The sequence below is a fragment of the Rhodococcus sp. LMD genome (genome assembly GCF_056108245.1).
The window spans coordinates 58,586-76,850 of sequence record NZ_JBWBAJ010000002.1; the positions used below are offsets into that span (position 1 = coordinate 58,586).

20 protein-coding genes and 3 pseudogenes are annotated in these 18,265 nt (G+C 65.2%); 17 read left to right on the forward strand and 6 right to left on the reverse strand.

Annotated features, from left to right (window positions below; all coding sequences use genetic code 11):
• Nucleotides 1-33 precede the first annotated feature (33 nt).
• The 7 genes from ACWPQI_RS25125 to ACWPQI_RS25155 all read left to right on the forward strand — a co-directional run bounded on the left by ACWPQI_RS25125 (nt 34) and on the right by ACWPQI_RS25155 (nt 5,394).
• Nucleotides 34-1,026 carry a hypothetical protein gene (locus ACWPQI_RS25125; RefSeq protein ID WP_301916263.1) on the forward strand — a complete coding sequence of 331 codons (993 nt, stop codon included), beginning with the start codon at nt 34-36 and terminating at the stop codon, nt 1,024-1,026.
• 187 nt (nt 1,027-1,213) lie between these two features.
• A complete protein-coding gene (locus ACWPQI_RS25130; protein ID WP_083583905.1) occupies nt 1,214-1,441 on the forward strand; it encodes a ribbon-helix-helix domain-containing protein in 228 nt (75 codons plus the stop codon).
• Between the two features lie 215 nt (nt 1,442-1,656).
• Entirely contained in the window at nt 1,657-2,871 is a 1,215-nt protein-coding gene (locus ACWPQI_RS25135) for a helix-turn-helix domain-containing protein (protein ID WP_072815211.1), read from the forward strand.
• A 138-nt stretch (nt 2,872-3,009) separates the two neighbouring features.
• Nucleotides 3,010-3,729, forward strand: coding sequence for a hypothetical protein (locus ACWPQI_RS25140; RefSeq protein WP_474738868.1), 720 nt, complete (start codon nt 3,010-3,012; stop codon nt 3,727-3,729).
• Nucleotides 3,730-3,858: 129 nt separating this feature from the next.
• Complete coding sequence (locus tag ACWPQI_RS25145) at nt 3,859-4,437, forward strand: recombinase family protein (RefSeq protein ID WP_083583906.1); 579 nt, start codon at nt 3,859-3,861, stop codon at nt 4,435-4,437.
• Nucleotides 4,438-4,767: 330 nt separating this feature from the next.
• Complete coding sequence (locus ACWPQI_RS25150; protein ID WP_072815214.1) at nt 4,768-5,034, forward strand: hypothetical protein; 267 nt, start codon at nt 4,768-4,770, stop codon at nt 5,032-5,034.
• 42 nt (nt 5,035-5,076) lie between these two features.
• A complete protein-coding gene (locus tag ACWPQI_RS25155) occupies nt 5,077-5,394 on the forward strand; it encodes a hypothetical protein (RefSeq protein ID WP_072815215.1) in 318 nt (105 codons plus the stop codon).
• 266 nt (nt 5,395-5,660) lie between these two features.
• Here the strand turns inward: ACWPQI_RS25155 and ACWPQI_RS25160 are convergent, their stop codons facing one another.
• The gene (locus ACWPQI_RS25160) at nt 5,661-5,903 is read right to left on the reverse strand and encodes an AcrVA2 family anti-CRISPR protein (protein WP_139281969.1); all 243 of its coding nucleotides are present in this window, start codon (nt 5,901-5,903) and stop codon (nt 5,661-5,663) included.
• Between the two features lie 212 nt (nt 5,904-6,115).
• Between ACWPQI_RS25160 and ACWPQI_RS25165 the strand changes: the two genes are divergently transcribed.
• The 8 genes and pseudogenes from ACWPQI_RS25165 to ACWPQI_RS25200 all read left to right on the forward strand — a co-directional run bounded on the left by ACWPQI_RS25165 (nt 6,116) and on the right by ACWPQI_RS25200 (nt 12,019).
• Nucleotides 6,116-7,021 (forward strand): hypothetical protein, encoded by a 906-nt coding sequence (locus ACWPQI_RS25165; RefSeq protein WP_072816358.1) that lies wholly within the window; start codon nt 6,116-6,118, stop codon nt 7,019-7,021.
• Nucleotides 7,022-7,169: 148 nt separating this feature from the next.
• Nucleotides 7,170-7,931 (forward strand): annotated as a pseudogene (locus ACWPQI_RS25170) (DNA-methyltransferase).
• Nucleotides 7,829-8,094: pseudogene (locus ACWPQI_RS25175) on the forward strand (hypothetical protein); the annotation flags it as partial. The pseudogenes ACWPQI_RS25170 and ACWPQI_RS25175, both read left to right, overlap by 103 nt.
• Nucleotides 8,095-8,362: 268 nt before the next feature.
• Nucleotides 8,363-9,259, forward strand: coding sequence for an AAA family ATPase (locus ACWPQI_RS25180; RefSeq protein WP_072816361.1), 897 nt, complete (start codon nt 8,363-8,365; stop codon nt 9,257-9,259).
• Between the two features lie 52 nt (nt 9,260-9,311).
• Nucleotides 9,312-9,728 (forward strand): hypothetical protein, encoded by a 417-nt coding sequence (locus ACWPQI_RS25185; protein WP_139282065.1) that lies wholly within the window; start codon nt 9,312-9,314, stop codon nt 9,726-9,728.
• Nucleotides 9,728-10,231: a hypothetical protein gene (locus ACWPQI_RS25190; protein ID WP_072816350.1), complete on the forward strand. Its 504-nt coding sequence runs from the start codon at nt 9,728-9,730 to the stop codon at nt 10,229-10,231. Before ACWPQI_RS25185 ends, ACWPQI_RS25190 begins: the two co-directional genes overlap by 1 nt.
• A 16-nt stretch (nt 10,232-10,247) precedes the next feature.
• Entirely contained in the window at nt 10,248-11,102 is an 855-nt protein-coding gene (locus ACWPQI_RS25195; protein ID WP_072816348.1) for a CBASS oligonucleotide cyclase, read from the forward strand.
• Nucleotides 11,099-12,019 (forward strand): S-4TM family putative pore-forming effector, encoded by a 921-nt coding sequence (locus ACWPQI_RS25200; protein ID WP_072816346.1) that lies wholly within the window; start codon nt 11,099-11,101, stop codon nt 12,017-12,019. Before ACWPQI_RS25195 ends, ACWPQI_RS25200 begins: the two co-directional genes overlap by 4 nt.
• A gap of 23 nt (nt 12,020-12,042) precedes the next feature.
• On the opposite strand, the gene ACWPQI_RS25205 is transcribed toward ACWPQI_RS25200, so the two are convergent.
• From ACWPQI_RS25205 to ACWPQI_RS25215, 3 genes are all read right to left on the reverse strand, one after another.
• Nucleotides 12,043-12,924 carry an IS5 family transposase gene (locus ACWPQI_RS25205; RefSeq protein ID WP_083584022.1) on the reverse strand — a complete coding sequence of 294 codons (882 nt, stop codon included), beginning with the start codon at nt 12,922-12,924 and terminating at the stop codon, nt 12,043-12,045.
• A 184-nt stretch (nt 12,925-13,108) separates the two neighbouring features.
• A complete protein-coding gene (locus ACWPQI_RS25210; RefSeq protein WP_072816437.1) occupies nt 13,109-13,750 on the reverse strand; it encodes a ScbR family autoregulator-binding transcription factor in 642 nt (213 codons plus the stop codon).
• 411 nt (nt 13,751-14,161) lie between these two features.
• Nucleotides 14,162-14,617, reverse strand: a complete 456-nt coding sequence (locus tag ACWPQI_RS25215; RefSeq protein ID WP_139282077.1) for a hypothetical protein — start codon at nt 14,615-14,617, stop codon at nt 14,162-14,164.
• A 22-nt stretch (nt 14,618-14,639) separates the two neighbouring features.
• Here ACWPQI_RS25215 and ACWPQI_RS25220 point away from each other — a divergent pair, with 22 nt between their 5' ends.
• Nucleotides 14,640-16,271, forward strand: a complete 1,632-nt coding sequence (locus tag ACWPQI_RS25220) for an LGFP repeat-containing protein (protein ID WP_422626335.1) — start codon at nt 14,640-14,642, stop codon at nt 16,269-16,271.
• A 484-nt stretch (nt 16,272-16,755) separates the two neighbouring features.
• Here the strand turns inward: ACWPQI_RS25220 and ACWPQI_RS25225 are convergent, their stop codons facing one another.
• Nucleotides 16,756-17,076, reverse strand: coding sequence for a hypothetical protein (locus ACWPQI_RS25225; protein ID WP_072816374.1), 321 nt, complete (start codon nt 17,074-17,076; stop codon nt 16,756-16,758).
• Nucleotides 17,077-17,240: 164 nt separating this feature from the next.
• Between ACWPQI_RS25225 and ACWPQI_RS25230 the strand changes: the two genes are divergently transcribed.
• Nucleotides 17,241-17,597 carry an amino acid permease gene (locus ACWPQI_RS25230; RefSeq protein WP_072816376.1) on the forward strand — a complete coding sequence of 119 codons (357 nt, stop codon included), beginning with the start codon at nt 17,241-17,243 and terminating at the stop codon, nt 17,595-17,597.
• A gap of 165 nt (nt 17,598-17,762) precedes the next feature.
• On the opposite strand, the pseudogene ACWPQI_RS25235 reads toward ACWPQI_RS25230, so the two are convergent.
• Nucleotides 17,763-17,975, reverse strand: a pseudogene (locus ACWPQI_RS25235) (IS1634 family transposase); the annotation flags it as partial.
• Between the last annotated feature and the right edge of the window lie 290 nt (nt 17,976-18,265).

The window sequence follows — 18,265 nt, forward strand, 5'->3', positions numbered from 1 at the left end:
CAGTCCCAGGCCCCGTTGCGCAGGAATCTGCCGATGAGCCACTCGAAGATGCTGGCCATCGCAGCAGTTGCAGCGATGGCGTTGTTTCTCGCAGCGCTGGCGTTCACCCTCTCGTTTGATGCGTTGCGCGCTCTGGCGATCGAGATCAACGTGCAACCAGGGCGGGCGTGGATGGCACCGGTTGCCATCGATGTTGCACAGGCGGCTGCAACGGCCGGCTATGTCATCTTCCGGGTGTCCGGCAAATACAACTACGCCCGCCTGTACTGCATGGCACTGGCGATCGTCACCGTCGCACTGAGCGTGATCGGCAACGCCTACCACTCGTGGCAGATGGCTGATCGCAACCTCGCCCGCGTGGCAGCGGGGGAGGATCTCGGTTTCATCCCGCAAACCCCGTGGATCGCGGCAATCATCGCGGCGATCTTCCCGCTGTTGTGGCTGGCGTTGTTCCACCTGTTCACGATGCTGTTGCAGGTTGTCCTCGACGAACGCGCCCAGCACCGGGCCGTCGCAACGGACGAAGATCCGGTGCAACACCGTGTCAACGTCGAGGATGAAGCATCCGCCCTCGGTACCCCTTGGGACCACGAGACCGGCACTACCACGAGTGTGCGCCGTCCGGAGTTGCATCCCGCTGAGGAAGCGGTTGCGCCCCTGCCGGTTACGAAGGCGTCCGAACGCAACGATGCAGACGGGGCAGGAACCGCCGTTGCCGTTGCCGAGGACACCCTGCCTCGCTCCGATGGGGCGACCTGCAACGGCTATCCGCAGACCCGGGACGGGTTGCTGCGATTCCTCGAAGATTCGGACTCCCACGAAACCGTCAAGATCGTGGCGTCGATGCTCGTGAGCGAGCCGCAACTGAAGCAGATCGACGTTGCACAACGGTTGAAGATCGACAAATCCACCGTCAGCCGCCGCTGGCGGCAGTTCCGGGACGCCGCCGAAGCCGAGGGATTTTCGGTGCCACCGTTGCCCACGGCCGAAGCAAGCGAGCGCAACCGGGAAACCGAGCGAGTCTGAACCACCCGGCCGGCCTCGGTGCGCACCGAGGCCCGGCCCGGTGCAGCCTCCCGGAGCCCAACGACTGGTCAGCTGGAATCTCGCGCACGACGCGACACGCCGAACCCGAATAGTGTCCGACGCACTGTGGCCCAGCGGTGTAGGGTCATGCCCGCACACAGCGAGTCGGGGGAGGACGGGGAGAGGTATGGCGACGGAGTCGAAGCCACGTAAGTACGCACCTCACACCAAGCGAAAGCTCCGGCTGAACCCGAACAGTGAAACGCCCGAATCACCACGTCGTTCGGTGCGATTCCCCGATGTTGTGGACGAAGAGCTCGAAGCGCTCTCCCGCCAGACAGGACTCACGGTGTCGAAGTTGATCCGCCAGGCAGTGGACAACTACCTCGCCGAAACCCGCCAGAAAGCGAGCTAAGCACCAGAAAAAGCCGAAACCCCCCGGTTGGCAGCCGAGGGGTTCAGCAAATTGAAGATCAGATACACACTCTCAAGGGAGAGGATCCCAAAGTAGAGAAGCACGTACCTGGCCCAACACACCGGTAATGCTACAGGGTCTTTGAACACCTGACTACTTTGGGACCCATCCCAAGACGGGCGTGTCTCCGGTCTTCCTCCACGAGAGGACCCAGCATGACCACCGCCCCGCCCGAAAGCAGCGGCAGCACCTTTCCCGATCGGTCGGACCAGACCAGCGACTCTCTTCCGGAGAACTCGCGGCGGTTCGTTCTAATCGACCTCACCGTCCTCGAAGAGTACGACCTCAGTCCACAAGCCTTGGCTCTGTATGCGCACCTGAAGAAGTTCACCGACCACCACACGGGGTGGGCCTGGCCGAAGAAGGAAACCCTCGCCGAGCGCCTCAGGATGCGCCAGGGAAGGTCCGTCGATCCGTACATCACCGAACTGCGCGAGGCCGGCCTCATCCACGACGTCCGCCCCCGGTTCTGCAATCCCGCCGACAGGCGTGACTGGGTTCTCGACAGGCCGGACAAGGCACACCCCGAGCAGACGTCCAACCTCTATGTCGTGAACATGAGCCCCGCATCCCCGCAGGTCGCACCGGGGTGCGCCACAACGCAGGGGGGGGGTGCGCCACAACGCACCGGGGGGGTGCGCCACAACGCAGGCGAACAAGAACCACCTACCAACAACCCATCACCAACAACCCATACAGAGATCTCTTTCGGTTCGACCTCCGCGGAAACGACCTCGGGCGCAGCTGCCGCCCCGCCCGGCGAATTCTCGGCACGGTTGATCGAACGCAAGCGCCGCACCGGTGAGACCACACCGAAGCCGATGCCGCTGCACCCGCAGTGGCAGCCGAACAACGCCAACCGCGCCACCGCGAAGAAGCTGGGGGTACACCTCGACCTTGCGGTCGAGCAGTTCCGGAAAACCATGTCCACACCCGGCCAGAACCGGCGCTGCTGGGGAAGCGCGTTCACCAAGTTCCTCAAGGCCATGTCCGAGCCCGACACCGCACCGTTCGGCGTCTCCGCCGACGAACTACGCACCACGGCGATCAAGCAAGCATTCCCCAGCGCACAGCCCTCTGCGCAGTCCCGCACCGAGCCGACACACACCGCCGAATCGTCCAGCGAACCGGAGACCCGCGACGAGCACGCCGAAACTCCCGCCACGGCTCCGACCACCCGTCGATCCACCGACATCGACGGTCCCCACCAGCTCAAAGCCCTGATCTGGACACTGGAGGACGACGGGTACCGCGGCGCGAGTGTTAGGGATCGGGTGCGAGAGCTGTTCGAGGACGGCACGCCCACGTTCGCCATCGCCAAGCTGGTGAAGCAGCAGTTCGTGCCCGAACCGGAACCCCTCACCGCCTAACACCCGCACCGATACTGGAGTAGGAGGGGGTTCCCCGTGGCAGATTCCGCGCATGAGGCAGCACGCGAGTGGGTCGGTGACCAGCTGCGATACCCGCAGCGTCTACCGCGCACCGCGATCGTGGTGAATTGGAGTTCGGTGCCGCAGCCGGTGCAGCGCAGGCTCGAAGAAGTGGTCCGCGCCGGCGGGTCCATCGACTACAGCAGCAGACTCCCGCGCCGGCGGTGGTGGCATGGCCGTGGATCCGGCCTCAGCGCCGACGAGGTGCGAGTGGTCGAGTCAGCCGCAACCTCGTTGCGGTGGCCGGCCACTCTCGACAACGACGAGACCCGGTTGCTGACCGTGGTGGAGGGGATCGTCGATCGGATCGCAACGCACCCGGCCTGGCAGCATCCGGTTGCATATGGGCACCGCTCGGTTGTCGCCCTGCACATGGAGCTGCACGACTTCGCTGCAACCACCTACGAGTTGCTGCAACTTCGCTGCGCAACACCGGAGGTGCCTGCCCACACCGACCCCGACTCCTACGTGCGACAGGAATGGGATCGCCGGCAGGTCGCGTTCGCGCACAGTCGCTCCGCGCTCATCGAGCGGGCCGTCTCGCTTCGTCTCGTCGAGCAAGCCCTCGACCGGGTTCATCGGCTGGCCGAAGAAAGGCGGGCCGCCGAGGAGCTGGCCGTAGGAACCCTTGCGATAGACCGTCTCTCCCGGCATCTAGCCGCCGCCGATGTCGCCTCTCTCAACGCGCAGATCACTGCGAACGATCTGGACGCTGCGGCCGCGAACCTCCGGGCACAGATCGACTACCTCTCCACCGTGGACAGCTGGCTCGGGAAGCGGACGACTGTTGCGCCCTGACACCGAACAGTCCTGCCGCGCCACTGGCTACGCCACCGGCTTGCCACCGGATAACCACCGGTAGCTTCCCGATCCAGAAGACGGGGTCCAATCTTCAATGTTGTCAACTGAACTAGAGTGAGCGCCGTGATGGTCGGATACGCCCGAACCGGCGAAGGATCAGACGAGAACGAGCAACGAGCACAGCTCGTATCCCTCGGCGTCGCCCCGCGCCGTATTCACATCGACACCGGACTGAAGGGCACCAGACACGAGTTGCCGAACCGCACCGGCATGCTCGATGCGTTGAATCCCGGTGACACGGTGGTAGTCACCAGCCTGGAACGGCTCGCCCGGTCCGCAGCCGAACTGGGCGAGGTCACCGCCGTGATCCGCGACCGGCAGGCCCGCCTACGTGTCGGCGGCACCGTCTACGATCCCGCGACCGAGGCCGGCCGAACCGCATTCGAACTGTTCACCAGCATCTTTCCCGCGTTCGAGGCCGGCATCTACGAGCTGCGGCTGACCGGACCACGAGAGCAAGCCAAGGCCGCAGGCCGATATCCGGGAGGCCGACCGAAACTCACCGCCGAGCAACGCCAGAGGCTCTACGAGCTGTACATTTCGGGCACCGAGACCGTCCCCCAGCTACAGAAACGCTTCGGCCTCAGCCGAGCCGGGGTGTACATGCAGATTCAACGAGAGCGGAACCGGCGGCAGAGTCGTTAAAGCGTGTCGAACAACCTCGGTGAAGTGGTTCGGCAACGCCCTTCTCGGGCGTCGTCGGTTCAAGCCGCGGGTACGGCCGGAACGTCGGTTCCCACGTCGTCCAGGTTCGTTTCACCGTGTTGAAGAACCCGCCCCGGGGCCTTCAGTCTATCTCCGCACAGCTCGCCCGACCACGGGCACACAAACCCCGAGTCCGGCCAACACCCGTCAAGTCAACCCCGCGGAACTGGCGTTTCACGGCACCAGCGGGTTCCAGTGCCGACACACGACGTCCCACCCAATACCTATTTTGTAGTACACAAATAGCCAATTCTGTAGTACAGTATTACTATGGCGATCAAGTGGACCGAGAGTGCCCTCAAGCACGGAATCGACATTGAGGACGCGAAGTATGCCATCGCGCACGCCGAGTACATGGAGGCCGAGTTCGACGAGCCGCGGCCTCCATCGACGATCCGGCCCACCCTGTTCATCGGTCCTCAGCGCCGACTGGGAGCGCCGTGGCTCGAAGTGATGGTCGAGGTCGGTCGCCGCGACGTGACGATCTTTCACGTCATGGAGGCCCGCAAGAAGCACCTCGAACGGTTGGAGGACTGATGCAGCCGGATTCCATGCGGGCGGGCAGGAATGGAGGAAGCAATGACCAAGAAGAAGACCTACGAGGACGCGGCTCGATGGGCGGAGGACGACATGGTCCTCCCGGAGAACTCGAAGACGGCGCGACGGGGCTCAGCGGCCGCCGAGGTGGGGCGAGCGCTGCTGGCGCGCGCGCACGCCGGACGCCCGAGTCTCGACCCCCACGCCGAGCCCGGCACCGAATCGCCCAGACGGCAGGTTCGACTTCCGATCGCGGTCAGTGAGCAGGTCGACGCGATCGCGCAGGCGCAAGGCCGGCGAGCGGCCGAGGTCATGCGGGAGGCCATCACGTTGTACGTCAAGGACAACGCAATCCGCTGAGACGCACTCGTCGGTGCGCCAAGGCCCAGTCCTCAATCCCGGGAAGGCCCCGCGAACTCGGCCTCGACACGAGACATCGACCTGGACGAATACCGGAACGGACGGAATCAAAGAAATTCCGAATCCGGCATCAACTCCCCGAACGCGCGGGCGCCCCGGCCTCTCCCCCCGACGCCGGGGCCGCTGACCTTTTGTAGTGGTCGGGATGAGGGCCGGGGGCCGGTCGCCGGTCCCCCGCTGTGTCCGGCGTCCGGGGCGGGAAACGGTTATCGCCGCCATACTCTGACCTGGTCGGTGGCGAGTAGTGGCCCGCCGGCCGGGCCTTTGAGGTGCGATTCGATCCAGACCGGTCGCCGCTGCGAGCGCTGTGGGCCGTGTGGTTGCTGGCGCCAGTGGCCGCGTACCACCCATCGGTGCCGGTATTCCCGTCCGTTCCCTGTGCCGCTGCCGTCGCCGGTGGTGTCGATGGTGTGGTCGACCGCGGCGCGCCGCAGGTCGACCAGGGTCACGCCGTGTCCGCTCCGTGGCATCGTTCCGCCGGTGCCGGAGCCGTTCACAGGGTGGGCGCGGGGCGGGCGCGGGGGAGGGGGGCGCCCCCCGCGCCGCCGCGGCGGCTTTCCGGGTGTCCGAGACCCGCCAATCGTACGTATCAAGTAAAGTACGTTACGAAACGTTATGGTACGATTGTGGGGACATCGACCGGCGGAAAAGAGGTAGGGACGTGGGGGACGCGAAGGGTGGGCGGCGGCGTGAGTACGCCTCCGACGCCGAGCGGGTGCGGGCCTGGCGGCAACGGCAGAAGGACAAGGCCCGCGCCGACCAGCAACGGCAGGCGACGCCGACCGATCCGGCCTCGGCGATCACCACGCTCACCGAGGCGGTCCCGCTGTTGCGGCAGGAGGCCGCCGCCGCCGTCGACCGCCTGGCCGAGGTGGCCCGCTCGATCACCGCGGCGACCGAGCTGCTGGCGGACCCGGCCGCGCTCGATGCGCACCTGCGGCGGATCCAGGCCGACGCCGACAAGGTTCGCGCCGATGCCGGCGTCGAGATTGCCGCCCTGCGCGAACAACTCGGCACCGCCCTCGACGACCGCGCCGACGCCGACGCCGCCGCGGCCGCCGCCGAGACCGCCGCCGCCGACGCCACCGCCCGGCTCGAGGCCGCCCGCCGGGACCACGAGCAGACCCTGCACCGGCTGCACGCCGAGCATCGGGACCGGCTCACCGCCCTGACCGCCGAGCACGCCGCGGCGACCGAGCGGTGGCAACGGCAGCTCGACCAGGCGCAGCAGACCCACCGCGCCCAGGTCGCCGACCTCGAGCACCGGATCGGCGTGCTCACCGCGCAGGCCGAGGACCACCGCGACCAGCTCACCCGCCTGCGCGCCGACGCCGACAACGCGGCCGCGGCCGCCGCAGCCACCATCGAGCGGCTCGGCGCCGACCTTGCCGCCGCCCGTGCCGAGACCGCCGCCGAACGTGAGCGCACCGACCGGGTCCGCGCCGACCTCGAGGCCGCCCGTACCGAGGCCGCGGCCGCGCACGCCCAGGCCGATGCCGCCCGCGAGCGCGCCGACGAACTCCGCGCCGAGCTGCGCGAGGTGCGCACGGCCACCCAGGCGACGTGATCGGCCCCGTTCGTGCAGGTCACGCCGTCCCCCCCACCACGGCAGCAGGACACGCGCCGCAGCCGCCGGCGCCCCGTCGGAAGCGGCTGTCGCGCAGCGCTCACCCACCTGCGTTACGAAAGGCGATCTACATGCCTTGCAGACGGCGGTGACCAGTCCGCCGAACTTCAACCTCCACGACTACGACGGTCGGGACGGGCAACTCGGAAGGGAGTCGAACCCGGAGGCGTACGTGGGCACGCTCGTCCGCGTCTTCCGGCAAGTCGCGCGGGTGCTGCGCCGCGACGGCATGCTGTGGGTCAACATCGGCGACACCTACGCCGGGCACGCAGACGCCGGCACGGCCGGCCGCGGGCACCGGTCGGGGTGATCGCCCGACGGGTGAACACCACCTCGGTCGCCCCCGCAAGAGTCTGCTCGGAATCCCGTGGCACCTCGCGCTGGCGCTGCAGGCGGACGGGGTGGTTTCCTGCGCAACGAGATCATCTGGCACAAGCCGAGCGGCACGCCGGAGTCGGTGCGTGATCGGCTGAACCCGCCGGCACGAGCACCTGTTCCTGCTCACCCGCAGCCGGTCGTACTTGTCGACCTGGATGCGATCCGGGACGAGAACGGCTCCAACCCGGGCGACGTGTGGCGGGTGCCGGTCCGGCCGTCGAAGGCGAGCCATTTCGCGATGTACCCGGTCGATCTGCCGCAGCGGTGCATCGCCGCCTCGTCGCGGCCGCAGGACATCGTGCTCGACCCGTTCTCCGGCATGACCACGACCGGCTCGGCTCGGCTCGATCGACCCCGTCTACTCGAACCGTCGTCGCCGCCAAGGGGTTCGACTCCACCGGCAGCAAACTCACCGACGCCGTCCGCGAGATCGAGGAGATGGCCGATGTGCGCCTGCCCCGGCAGTTCATGATCGCGGTCATCGACGGCATCGGCTGGAATCCCGGCAGGCCGACCTGCGCCGCGTCCACCAGCTGTGGGTCGACCAGCAGATCGACGGCATGTACACCCTCGCCACCCTCGACCGGTTCCGCCACGACCTCGAAGACGCCGCCCGGCTCCGACGACTGCTCTGACCCAGGACTCCGGGCAGCACCGCGAGAGTCGGACCGTACCGAATCCGATCACGACATGGCAACAGCTTCCCAGTAGGGAAGGCAACTGCCGCCTTGCAATGCTTGACCTGGCCGCTAGCGCGACGGTGACCAGAGACGAAATCCCCTTTCGGTCATCTTGCGAGCCCTTTCTGTGTCGGTAGTCCATGCCATGCTCGACACTCGGCCTGGCAGCACGGCACCTCGTCGTCTTCACCTGCCGCGCTGCTCAACTGTGGAGGTGGATGAGATGGATGTAGCGGAATGCGTGGTCCGCAACGAACTGGTGCCGCTGCCTCGGTACGAAGGATTGTGGGACTCGATCGTGGTCGATCGATCCGTGAAGGATCGGCTTCTGCGCGCCGCGGTATTGAGTCTGGAGTTGCGGACGACGCTTCCGTTCCACGTCACTGCGCTGCATGGTTTGGCGGTGCTGACGGGTCCCCCCGGGACCGGGAAATCTACGCTCGCGCGCGGACTGGCACAACAAATGGCTGCCGTGGTGGGTCCCAAACGTGCCCGCCTGATCGAGGTGAACCCCCATGGGTTGATGAGCGCGGAGCACGGACAGAGCCAACAGCGGGTGACAAAGTTGTTGACAGAGATCATTCCTGCGCTGGCCGACGACGGGGTACCGACGATCGTGTTGTTGGACGAGGTCGAGTCCATGGCCGTGGCACGGGGAGCGGCTTCCCTGTCTGCGAACCCTGCAGATGTGCATCGAGCAACAGATGCCGTCCTGACCGCTCTGGACGAGAACACCTCCCAGTTCCCACATCTGTTCACTGTCGCTACAACCAATTTCACGTCCGCGCTCGACGAGGCGTTTCTCTCCAGGTCCGACATCACGGTGCTGATGCCGCTGCCGGACGAAGAGGCGGTCCATGCGATCCTTACCGACGCACTGCAGGGTTTCGCGACCAAGTACCGGGCTCTGGGCGCGTTGGCGGGGGATCCGCAACTGCGGACGGTCGCGGCCCACTTGGCCGGCCGTGACGGCCGGACTGTGCGAAAACTCGTGACCGATGCGATGCTGCGCCGTCTCGAGGTAACACTCGATCCGAACGAACTGAAAATCGAAGACCTACTTGCGGCCGCGGAAGCTGCTGTGTTGGACGAGCTGGAGGCAGAGCATGCAGCGCAGTAGGACAATCGCCGGATCTCCGGTCCGTACGGCCGCAGACGCGTGGAGCAGAGTTGTGCAGCTGCTTGCAGACACGCTCGAGCGGAGCAACGCTGTTCCCGAGGGATCTGTGGCCGCCAGCCTCGACAAGCTCCAGGGAATCGGTTCCGCGCTTGCCGCGGGCGGCTATCTGGACCAGGTGCCGCTGGTTCTCGTCGATGACGGCATGTACGTCTCGATCCGAATCGTCAGAGGTGACAACGCGTTCACCGTGGAGGAAAACCTCGATCCTATTCCCGGAGGTGCCTCGGCCACCAACGGTTGGATGTTGCATATTCCTTCTCCTGACCATCTCGAAGGCGCACTAGAGTCCGCCGCCGCAGACAACGAACACGTGTCGACAGCTCCGGCCCCGACCTACCAGGCCCAAGCGCGGACCCCCTCGACCGCAACGATCGACGCCACCGCGTTACGCAGAATGGGAGGTAACTGATGAGTACGTCGACCTCCACCAACACCTACACACGAGCTCACACAGCCACGCATCTGTCGGACGTGATCCTGTCGTCGATCGCCGACATCCTCGCCACCCTCGGAATCGAGGCCAGTCGTCTCTACCAGAGCTGGGATCAAGACGCCGCAGCAATCGCCGCATGGATCACCGAAGGGTCCCTCGCGTCGGTGTCAGTGGAATGCCACCACTCCGGGACTGTCGATCCGATTTTCGAGTTCCCGGTCTCCTATACCGCGAAGGGTCTCGGGGATCGCAGATTCACCGCTGACAACGCCTCCATGCTCAGATACCTCGCGAAGCTCAAGGCCGTACCTGCTGGCACCACGTTCAAGCTCTTCTGCGCCTTCAACGGACCCCGCACCCCGCAACCCGGCTGGAGCCCGGGGTCGAGCGCGTCCACGGCAAACCTGAGATCACGAACCATCGGGACACTGGCCACGGCCCCCGACGCGACCGCTTCGGCCCGTGTGTACATGAGCTGACTGAGAAGGAGTTCCCATGGGGATGGTCGACACGGCGTTCGCCGCACTGAAAAGCAACCTCGAGATCACTACGTCTGAACAGAACCTTGCACAGAGCCGCCACAAGCTCATCCGCGACCACGTCCGCACACGATGGACCCTGACGGATGACTTCTTGACGGGCAGCTACGACCGGCACACCAAGACCAAAAAACTCAAGGACGTCGACATCTTCGTGGTGATCGACCCGGAAGGCCCCCAAGCGCACCTCGCCGAAGGCACCGGAACGGCGGCCGTAAGGGCACTCGTCGAAGTCTTGTCCACTCGATGGCCGGATGTCACTGGCGACGATACCGTCGCCCTGATTTCGTACGCCGGCGAGGACGTCGCCTCGTACGAGGTCGCACCGGCATTCGCCACCGAAACCGGCTTCCGCATCCCGAACGGCGTGGAGTGGATGGATACGAATCCGCACGAGCACGCGCGCATGGTGACCGAGAAAAACGCTGATTGCGACGGCAAATTCGTTCCGCTCGTGAAGATGCTCAAGGCCATCAACAGGGAAGCCGGGGAGCCCCTCAACCCATCCTTCTTGATCGAGGTCATGGCCCTCGACCTTGTCGAACCCAGGCTGGGGCGCTACCAAGACGAAATCAGGTTCTTCCTCGCCTCAGCGGCGGACCAGATCGTTGACGACTGGCCTGACCCCGCCAAACTCGGAGGCGATGTCAACGCCGGTGTGCCTGCCTCGGAACGCGCGGACCTTCAACGCGTACTCCGCTCATGGCTCCAGATTGCCGAGGAGGCGATTCTCGCAGAGTCCGAAGGGCAAGAAAGATCGGCAATTGAACTATGGCGCAGTCTATTCGGCGGAAGGATGCCGCGTCCATGAACGCTAGAGCGGTACAGGACATCAACGATCGGCAGAACGATGTCGAGCACATCAGACTCCTTCAAGCTGCCGATGTGGAGCACGCGAAGGCCCAACGTGTCGAATCGGCGCGTTGGGGTGTGGCACTCATTCTCAGTGTGGCGGGCCTAGCGGCCGTTCTCTTCCCGGACTTGAGAGTTGCCGCCGCGATTATCGGCGTGGTGTTCGCCGTGCTGACGGAGATCGTCTGGCCCCTTGTGACGAAGAATTCCAACAATCGCGCAGTGCTCATCCAAGAACAGTTCGATACCTCGTTGTTCCAGATTCCCTGGAATCCGGACCTAGGACGCCCGGTTCCTCTCGTGGACGTCGCGGATGCCGCAGCGCGGTACGGAAAGGGAGATAAGCGGAACTGGTATCTCGATGTACGGGGCATCCCTTCGCCCATCGCAGAGACGCTCTGCCAGCGAGAGAACCTGATCTGGGATGCTGACCAGCGTGAGGCGTGGGCCTGGAGGCTCGTCGCAGGCCTGTCGGCATGGCTCGCTGTTGGTTTGACCGTCTCTCTCGCTGCGCAGTGGTATGTGTGGCAACTCTTGGCCTGGTACATCGCCCCCACGCTGCCCGCAGCAGCCCTCGCCCTGCGGAGCCTTGTGCAGCAGCGGTCCGTCGCTCGAACCAAGATCGAACTCCGCGAGCGGATCGATGACGCGCTACAGGGCCTCACCCCCCACACCGCCTCGCCGGAGAGACTCAACGAACTGGCAGAGGAGCTGCGAACTCGACAAGACAAGATCTTCAGGTCCCGTCTCGACTCCGCCCGTGTTCCCGAACGTTTCTACAATCGACTTCGCAGCCGGTACGAAAGCAATCATCAAGTCGAGGCCGAGCACTTCAAGGGCATTTGGGCCGGTGAACGATCTGAGGATGCCACTTAGAGAGTGTTGTGGAACCCGCGCTGTCAGTCGGTGAGGTCCTCTGCTAGCCGGCGTGCCGCTTCGGCTTCGATCGGACCGCGGGGCTCGATGTCCTCGCCGGCCAGGCGGGCCGCCATGAGCCTGATCATCGCGACCTGGATCATGGCCTCGGCATGTGCCGTCTTGCGTTCGTAGTCCCGCGCCAACCGTCTACACCTCGTCAACCATCCGAAGGTCCTCTCGACCACCCACCGCCGGGGCAGCACCTGGAAGCCTTTCACGTCCGCGTTGCGAGGTACCACCACGACCTCGAGATTCTCGGTGCGGGCCGCCCAGTCGACCAGGCCCGCATCGACCGAGTTGACGTACCCGCCGTCGACCCACACCAGCCCCAACCCGGGAAACCGGGTCCGGGCCCCGGCCAGCACCAGCCGGGCCCCGGCCCGGTCCTGCACCGACGCCGAGTGCACCAGCCCGACCAACATCAACCCGAGGGTGTCGACCAGCAGATGACGCTTGCGGCCCCGGACGCGTTTGCCGGCGTCGTAGCCGATCTGCTCGCCGCCCTCGCTGCTGCGCACCGACTGCGAGTCCAGCACCGCCGCCGACGGTTGCGGATCACGTCCGTCGTTGGCACGCAACCGATCTCGCAGGGTGTCGTGGATGCGCGCCCAGGTGCCGTCCGCGCTCCAGGCGGCGAAGATCCGGTAGGCGGTGCTCCACGGGGCCAGATCGTGCGGGACCAGCCGCCAGGCGCAGCCGGTGGCCAGCACGTACAAGATCGTGTCGACGACCAGTCGGCGTGGGTGCACCGCCGGCCGGCCCCCGAGCCGCGGGCTCGGTCGAGGCAGCAGCGGTGCGATCACCGCCCACTGCGCATCGGTCAGCGACGAGTCGTAGGCGGGCTTGCACACACACGGACACACGTACCGACACGATCATCGATCACGTTCGGATACCACGGCCGACACGCCGCGTCAGCACAGGGTTCCACAACACTCTCTTAGCCGTGCCAGTGGCTGCCCGCCACCGATGAGGCCGGCCGGCCGCGGGAGGACAGTAGGGCGGCCCGGCGCAGACGGGTCGGGGCGGATTCCGAGGGAGTGGAGTTCAGGCGACGGGGATCGGGGGTGCCCAGCGGGCGCGGCGCACCGCGTCACGCCGGTCGGGGTCGGCGACGAGGGTGGGCAGCACCAGTGCCCACAGCTCGTCGATCCGCCGGGGCAGGTCGGGGCGGTCGGTGAGCAGCCCGGACAGCTGTTGGATACCGGTGAACGCCCCGATCACGAACCGGGCCACCGCATCCAGATCCAGACCAGCGCGCAGATCACCGTGGTCGGCGGCGCGGTCGAGCAGCACCCGGCAGGCACCGATCCAGTCCCGGTACGGGTGGGCGGGGGTGCGGTCGGCGAGTTCGGTGGACAGGCGCAGCCCGGCCCGCACCAGCGCGCTCTGCTGTAGTTGCTCGCCGAGGGCGTGGCTGAGCATGACGATCTGCTCGAGCGCCGCGGCGTCGGTGGCGGTGACCCGCTGGACGAGGGCGATGCTGCGGCGGTGCTGTTCGTCGATGATCGCCGCCACGAGGTCGTCCTTGGAGCGGAAGTGGTAGTACAGCGCGCCCTTGTTCGAGCCGGCCGCGGCGACGATCTCGCCCGTGCTGACCCCGTGATACCCGGCGGCGGCGAACAACTCGGCCGCGACGGTGACGAAGTGGAACCGGGTGACCCGGCCCCGGTGCTGCGTGGTCCCCACCACCCCTCCTTCCCGCTCGCCTCGCGTCGCCGTCCCCTCCGGATCCCCCTCCGGAGTCGGTAGCGGCCCCCCACGGCCGACCGCCCGGACAGCCTACGGGCAACGAGGCAGCGCACTGCGCCCTCTCTGCCGAGACCTCTGAGCGCCCGGCCCCACCCCGGCGCCGAGCCGCCGCACCGCACCGCACCGCACCGGGCATCGTCGTCACACACTCATCCCGCACTTCTTCCCGGAAGCAGGGCACACCCCTGCGCACCGACGAACCGCCCCCATGGGGCGGGCAGCCCCTCGGGTGTAGCAGCGAAATGCCGGATCGACCGACCTTCCATGAAAATACCAGTCGGATGGTTTCCGTGATGGAAGTGTTACCGGATACGTGCGTGGTTGGTGGGAAACCGATTAGGTTTTCGGTCAGCGATGGCGCCACCGCTGACCCTGCTCCTGCGAAAGACGGTAGGTCTCAATGGAATCGCTCCGTCGCCGTGCCCTGGGCACGCCCCACCGCCGGTGGGTGAGTCGCTGCGTGATCGCCGCCGCGACCACACTGCTGCTCACCCACGGCAGTTCCACCGTGTTGGCCCAGCCCACGACCACTCCCGCCGCCCCGATCACCACCTCGACGCCACCCCCGAGCGCCGGCGCCACCACGTCCACGACCGAGGCACCGGCGGCGGCACAGTCGCCACCGAACACCACCGAGATGACCGAGGCACCGTCGACCTCGTCGGTACCGACGGCGACGCGGGTGCCGGCACCGCCGATCACCGAGACCCCGACGTCCCCCACCGCCGTGCCGCCGACACCGCCGCAGGCGAGGCCGGAGACGGCACCGGGCAAGAAGGAGCCCTGGGTTACGTGGACACCCACCGAGAACCCCAATTCCACGATCGTGCCCGGCAAGATGCGCTCGGACCGCCAAGAACTTCCCGAGGGCTTCACCAAGGAAGACGCCGACAAGGCCGAGATCGCCGAGGCGAAACTCCTCGCGGCCTCCCGATCCCGCAACGCCCGCAGCGGCGTCGCCACCACCGTCGCCGCCGCCGCTCCCACGGACTGCATGGTCTACTTCCCCGCGTGGCAGTACGTCGTCTGCGGGGAGATCCGCGTCAAGTACGACTCCCTCGGCGGACCGAACAGCTTCCTGCTCTGGCCCACCAGCAACGAACTGGTCAACCCCGACCAGGTCGGACGCCGCCAAACCTTCGCCAACGGCCCGATCTACTGGCACCCCAACGCCGGCGCGCACCCCGTGGTCAACCACTTCATGATGAAGTGGGGCCAGCACAACTGGGAAGCCGGCTTCCTCGGATATCCCACCACCGACGAGATCGTGCTGCAGAACGGCCGGCGCCAGGACTTCCAAGGCGGCTCCATCTACTGGAGCCCGGTCTCCCTCGGCGCCATCGGCGGCGCCATCCGCGACAAATACCACGCTCTCGGTGCCGAAACCGGCCCCCTCGGCTACCCCAGCAGCGACGAGATCGCCGTCAACAAGTACAACGGCCGCTACAACAACTTCCTCAACGGCACCATCACCTGGTCCGGGCAAACCGGCGCACATGTCTTGTACCGAGACATTCGAGATCGCTGGACTTCGACAGGCAGGGAGGACGGGCACCTCGGTTATCCGTTGGAGGACGAACAGGTCACCACTGACGGAATCGCACGATTCGCCGACTTCGAGAATGACGCAAGCATTTGGTGGACGGCGATCACCGGTGCCCATGAAATCTCCGGCGAGTTGCTGAAAATATGGAACGCGCATGGCGGTTACGAAGGAATATTCGGAGCTCCAGCCAACGGCGCACAGGCGCCAGACGCAAGTAGACAAGTTCCAGGCCAGCCGGTAATTACGCTGAGTCAGCGCTTTGACAATGGTGTCATCAATACAACTGGCACCGGCCGGGTGCTCACAGCTACCTACGAAGAACCTGTTGACCCCGATCCGACGCTATTGCGTCAAGATGCCCTCGAAATCCAACCATTTGATATCCCCCCTGGCGCCACCTGGCCTCCTCCGGATGTTGCCGCCAACTATCCAACCGCCGAAATTCTGGCAGAAGCAACGAATCCTGATTTCATCAGCTACGGAGTGATGCCGGTACGGCAAGGCTACTGGAGCGGTTCCTGGAATGACGGATGGGGACAGGACAAAGCGGAGCACAAGCATCAATTGCGTTATCCGGACTCAATCGCGATGATCCTGGAGTCATCCAAGCATAAACCTCGTAGTGGCGGCGACGAAGGAAGAGATTTCTACGTTCACGCTGTAGACAGATTCTGTCATCTTGAATGGGACGGGTACGACTGTGAAGAAGTCGAACGGCGTACAGTGCATGCTATATACGACTTCAGGTCATTCCCTGAGGGATACAAACTGTCTCCGGCAGGCGCTCCGGGACCCGTTGGAGTTGTAACTGCATACTGTGGTGGTGGAAATACTCCACTGTCGAACACAGAAATATGCGACCCATGGGTTGACGTGGCACTGATGAACCCTGAGCCGGATACGGGAGGGTAATATTCCGAGCGCGGTGCCGCCCCCTATGGTGTTAAGTGGGCGGCACCGCTAGGAAGGGTTCATCCATCCAGGGCGAGTGATCCATGTAATGTCACCTTCTGCCGGCGGATCTTGCATTGGACCCGGACTGGCGAGGTCATCCAAATAAAGGCCGGCAGCCGCCCTTGCGTCACCGCCTGGCGATATCCTTCGCAGTTCATCGAGGATCAATTTGTACCCGCGCCGGGATAGCGGAACATCTCCGTTTCCGTAGTGCTCTACCACAACTATTACTGTTCCTAAGTGTTCCTCTAAGGAAATCAATTCTACCCGCATGGAACCCCTAGCCTGCTCATCGACTAACCCCATTGTTAATGCAGCCAAAAACTGCAGCGACCATGAATCGAATACCGTATCGTACTCTTGCTCGACGTGACTCAAATTACTCAACCTTTTCTGGCTTGGTTTGTGTAAGGGGCGACGTGATTTGATCTGTTCGTTCCGTCTACTGCTGGTCGGATTCGGATCGAAACGGCATGGCGAGGTCTCCGCATCGGGATTCGCTGACGCGGACGAGTCCGGGGACAACGCCATCCGGTTGATCCGCAGTCATGTCGAGGCAGAACCCTGCCCCGTAGCTGAGGCGTTCATTTTCCAGCAGAACCCCATTCGACACGGATGTGATGCCAGTCGGGATCCAGGATTCGCCCGGGTGGCCCTGGCGCAACGCGGTGAATGCGGCGTGCGGAGAGATGAGCTGTGGACTGTCCGGCCGGTGTACAGTCCAGGCGTCCCGGTTGAGGTCGGCGCCGGTCAACGGAGTCATGATCTTCGGTCACCTATGCAGTGTGCTGTGAGGATGGCTGGCATAGGTCGCAAACCTACTTACCCGTCTTGGTCTGGTCGACATGTCCTGTTTGCTGATCCTTCAGCAGCACACCGTGCGGAGCTTCCAGACCTCCGGACGACAGCACAGTATCGTCCGACGATATGGCGTGGTTGATGCTTGGTGTTCTGGCACTGCTGGGGTTGGCGGCGGGCGTGGTGGTGCGACGACGAACCCGGCTCGGTAGCGCGCCAGGGTTCCCGTGGTTCTGGGTGGCGTTCCCCGTCACCTGCATCGTCATCGCGACCGCGATCGGTGTCTTCGCTTGGCCTGAAGTGTTGACCGGCTCGGGAAGTTACTGGTGGGAACCGCCCACTGCGAATCGCCCCGGTCTGCAGTTCTTGTCGAGCGAGCAGTACCAGCGGTTCGTGACACTGCGCCGGTGGAGATGGGTGCTGCCGGTGGCATCGCTCGCGGGAATCGGGTTGTGCGTGTGGGCTTGGCGGCGGCGGCGGGTGTGACACCGCTATTGCCGATGGGTCCTGCAGGACACCACGGAATACCTGAAAGGGCAGGCATGAGCATGAGCCTGTGCCGATCAGGGGTGTTCGGTGAGGTTATACATCGTTGGATCGGAGGCCGTCGATTCGTATGACGGGCAGCCACGTCGCGAGGGTCCGGCCGAGGGCAACATCGGCGATCTGCGCGACGGGCGACGGCACATCCAGATCCAGCATGCCCTGATCGCCGTGCAGGAACTGTCGGGCTCGCTCAAGCAGAATGCCCAGCTCGACGTCGGTATGTGCGGACCCGACGTGGGCGAGGATCTCGTGCCGGCCGCGGTGTCTGCGCACGACCTGCACCGCTACCGCCCCGGAGGCGGTGCGCACTTTCCGCACGAATGCTACCGCCCGAACCTACCTGCTTAAACAACACTATGGTCGCCTCACGGCTCGGCCCCTGGCGGGGCCTCCCCTCGCGGGCCTTCACCACCGCCGCGGACTGCGGCGCACTGGCCCCACAACCCGGTAGCGACGCCACCGGGGGCCTCCCGACCGGGGAACGAGGAGAAACCGGTGGCTTCGCCACCGGGAAACCCCCGCCGGAGCAAGTACGGCCCACTCCATCGGACGAAATCCGCTCTACCTGCTTCGTTCTATCTATATCCATAGATAGATACGCTGAGAGC

Excerpts from the sequence above, each read along its gene's own strand:
- ACWPQI_RS25125 (WP_301916263.1), top strand. The coding sequence starts at position 34 with ATGAGCCACTCGAAGATGCTGGCCATCGCAGCAGTTGCAGCGATGGCG.
- ACWPQI_RS25130 (WP_083583905.1), top strand. The coding sequence starts at position 1,214 with ATGGCGACGGAGTCGAAGCCACGTAAGTACGCACCTCACACCAAGCGA.
- ACWPQI_RS25135 (WP_072815211.1), top strand. The coding sequence starts at position 1,657 with ATGACCACCGCCCCGCCCGAAAGCAGCGGCAGCACCTTTCCCGATCGG.
- ACWPQI_RS25145 (WP_083583906.1), top strand. The coding sequence starts at position 3,859 with ATGGTCGGATACGCCCGAACCGGCGAAGGATCAGACGAGAACGAGCAA.
- ACWPQI_RS25150 (WP_072815214.1), top strand. The coding sequence starts at position 4,768 with ATGGCGATCAAGTGGACCGAGAGTGCCCTCAAGCACGGAATCGACATT.
- ACWPQI_RS25155 (WP_072815215.1), top strand. The coding sequence starts at position 5,077 with ATGACCAAGAAGAAGACCTACGAGGACGCGGCTCGATGGGCGGAGGAC.
- ACWPQI_RS25180 (WP_072816361.1), top strand. The coding sequence starts at position 8,363 with ATGGATGTAGCGGAATGCGTGGTCCGCAACGAACTGGTGCCGCTGCCT.
- ACWPQI_RS25190 (WP_072816350.1), top strand. The coding sequence starts at position 9,728 with ATGAGTACGTCGACCTCCACCAACACCTACACACGAGCTCACACAGCC.
- ACWPQI_RS25195 (WP_072816348.1), top strand. The coding sequence starts at position 10,248 with ATGGGGATGGTCGACACGGCGTTCGCCGCACTGAAAAGCAACCTCGAG.
- ACWPQI_RS25200 (WP_072816346.1), top strand. The coding sequence starts at position 11,099 with ATGAACGCTAGAGCGGTACAGGACATCAACGATCGGCAGAACGATGTC.
- ACWPQI_RS25225 (WP_072816374.1), bottom strand. The coding sequence starts at position 17,076 with ATGACTCCGTTGACCGGCGCCGACCTCAACCGGGACGCCTGGACTGTA.
- ACWPQI_RS25230 (WP_072816376.1), top strand. The coding sequence starts at position 17,241 with ATGGCGTGGTTGATGCTTGGTGTTCTGGCACTGCTGGGGTTGGCGGCG.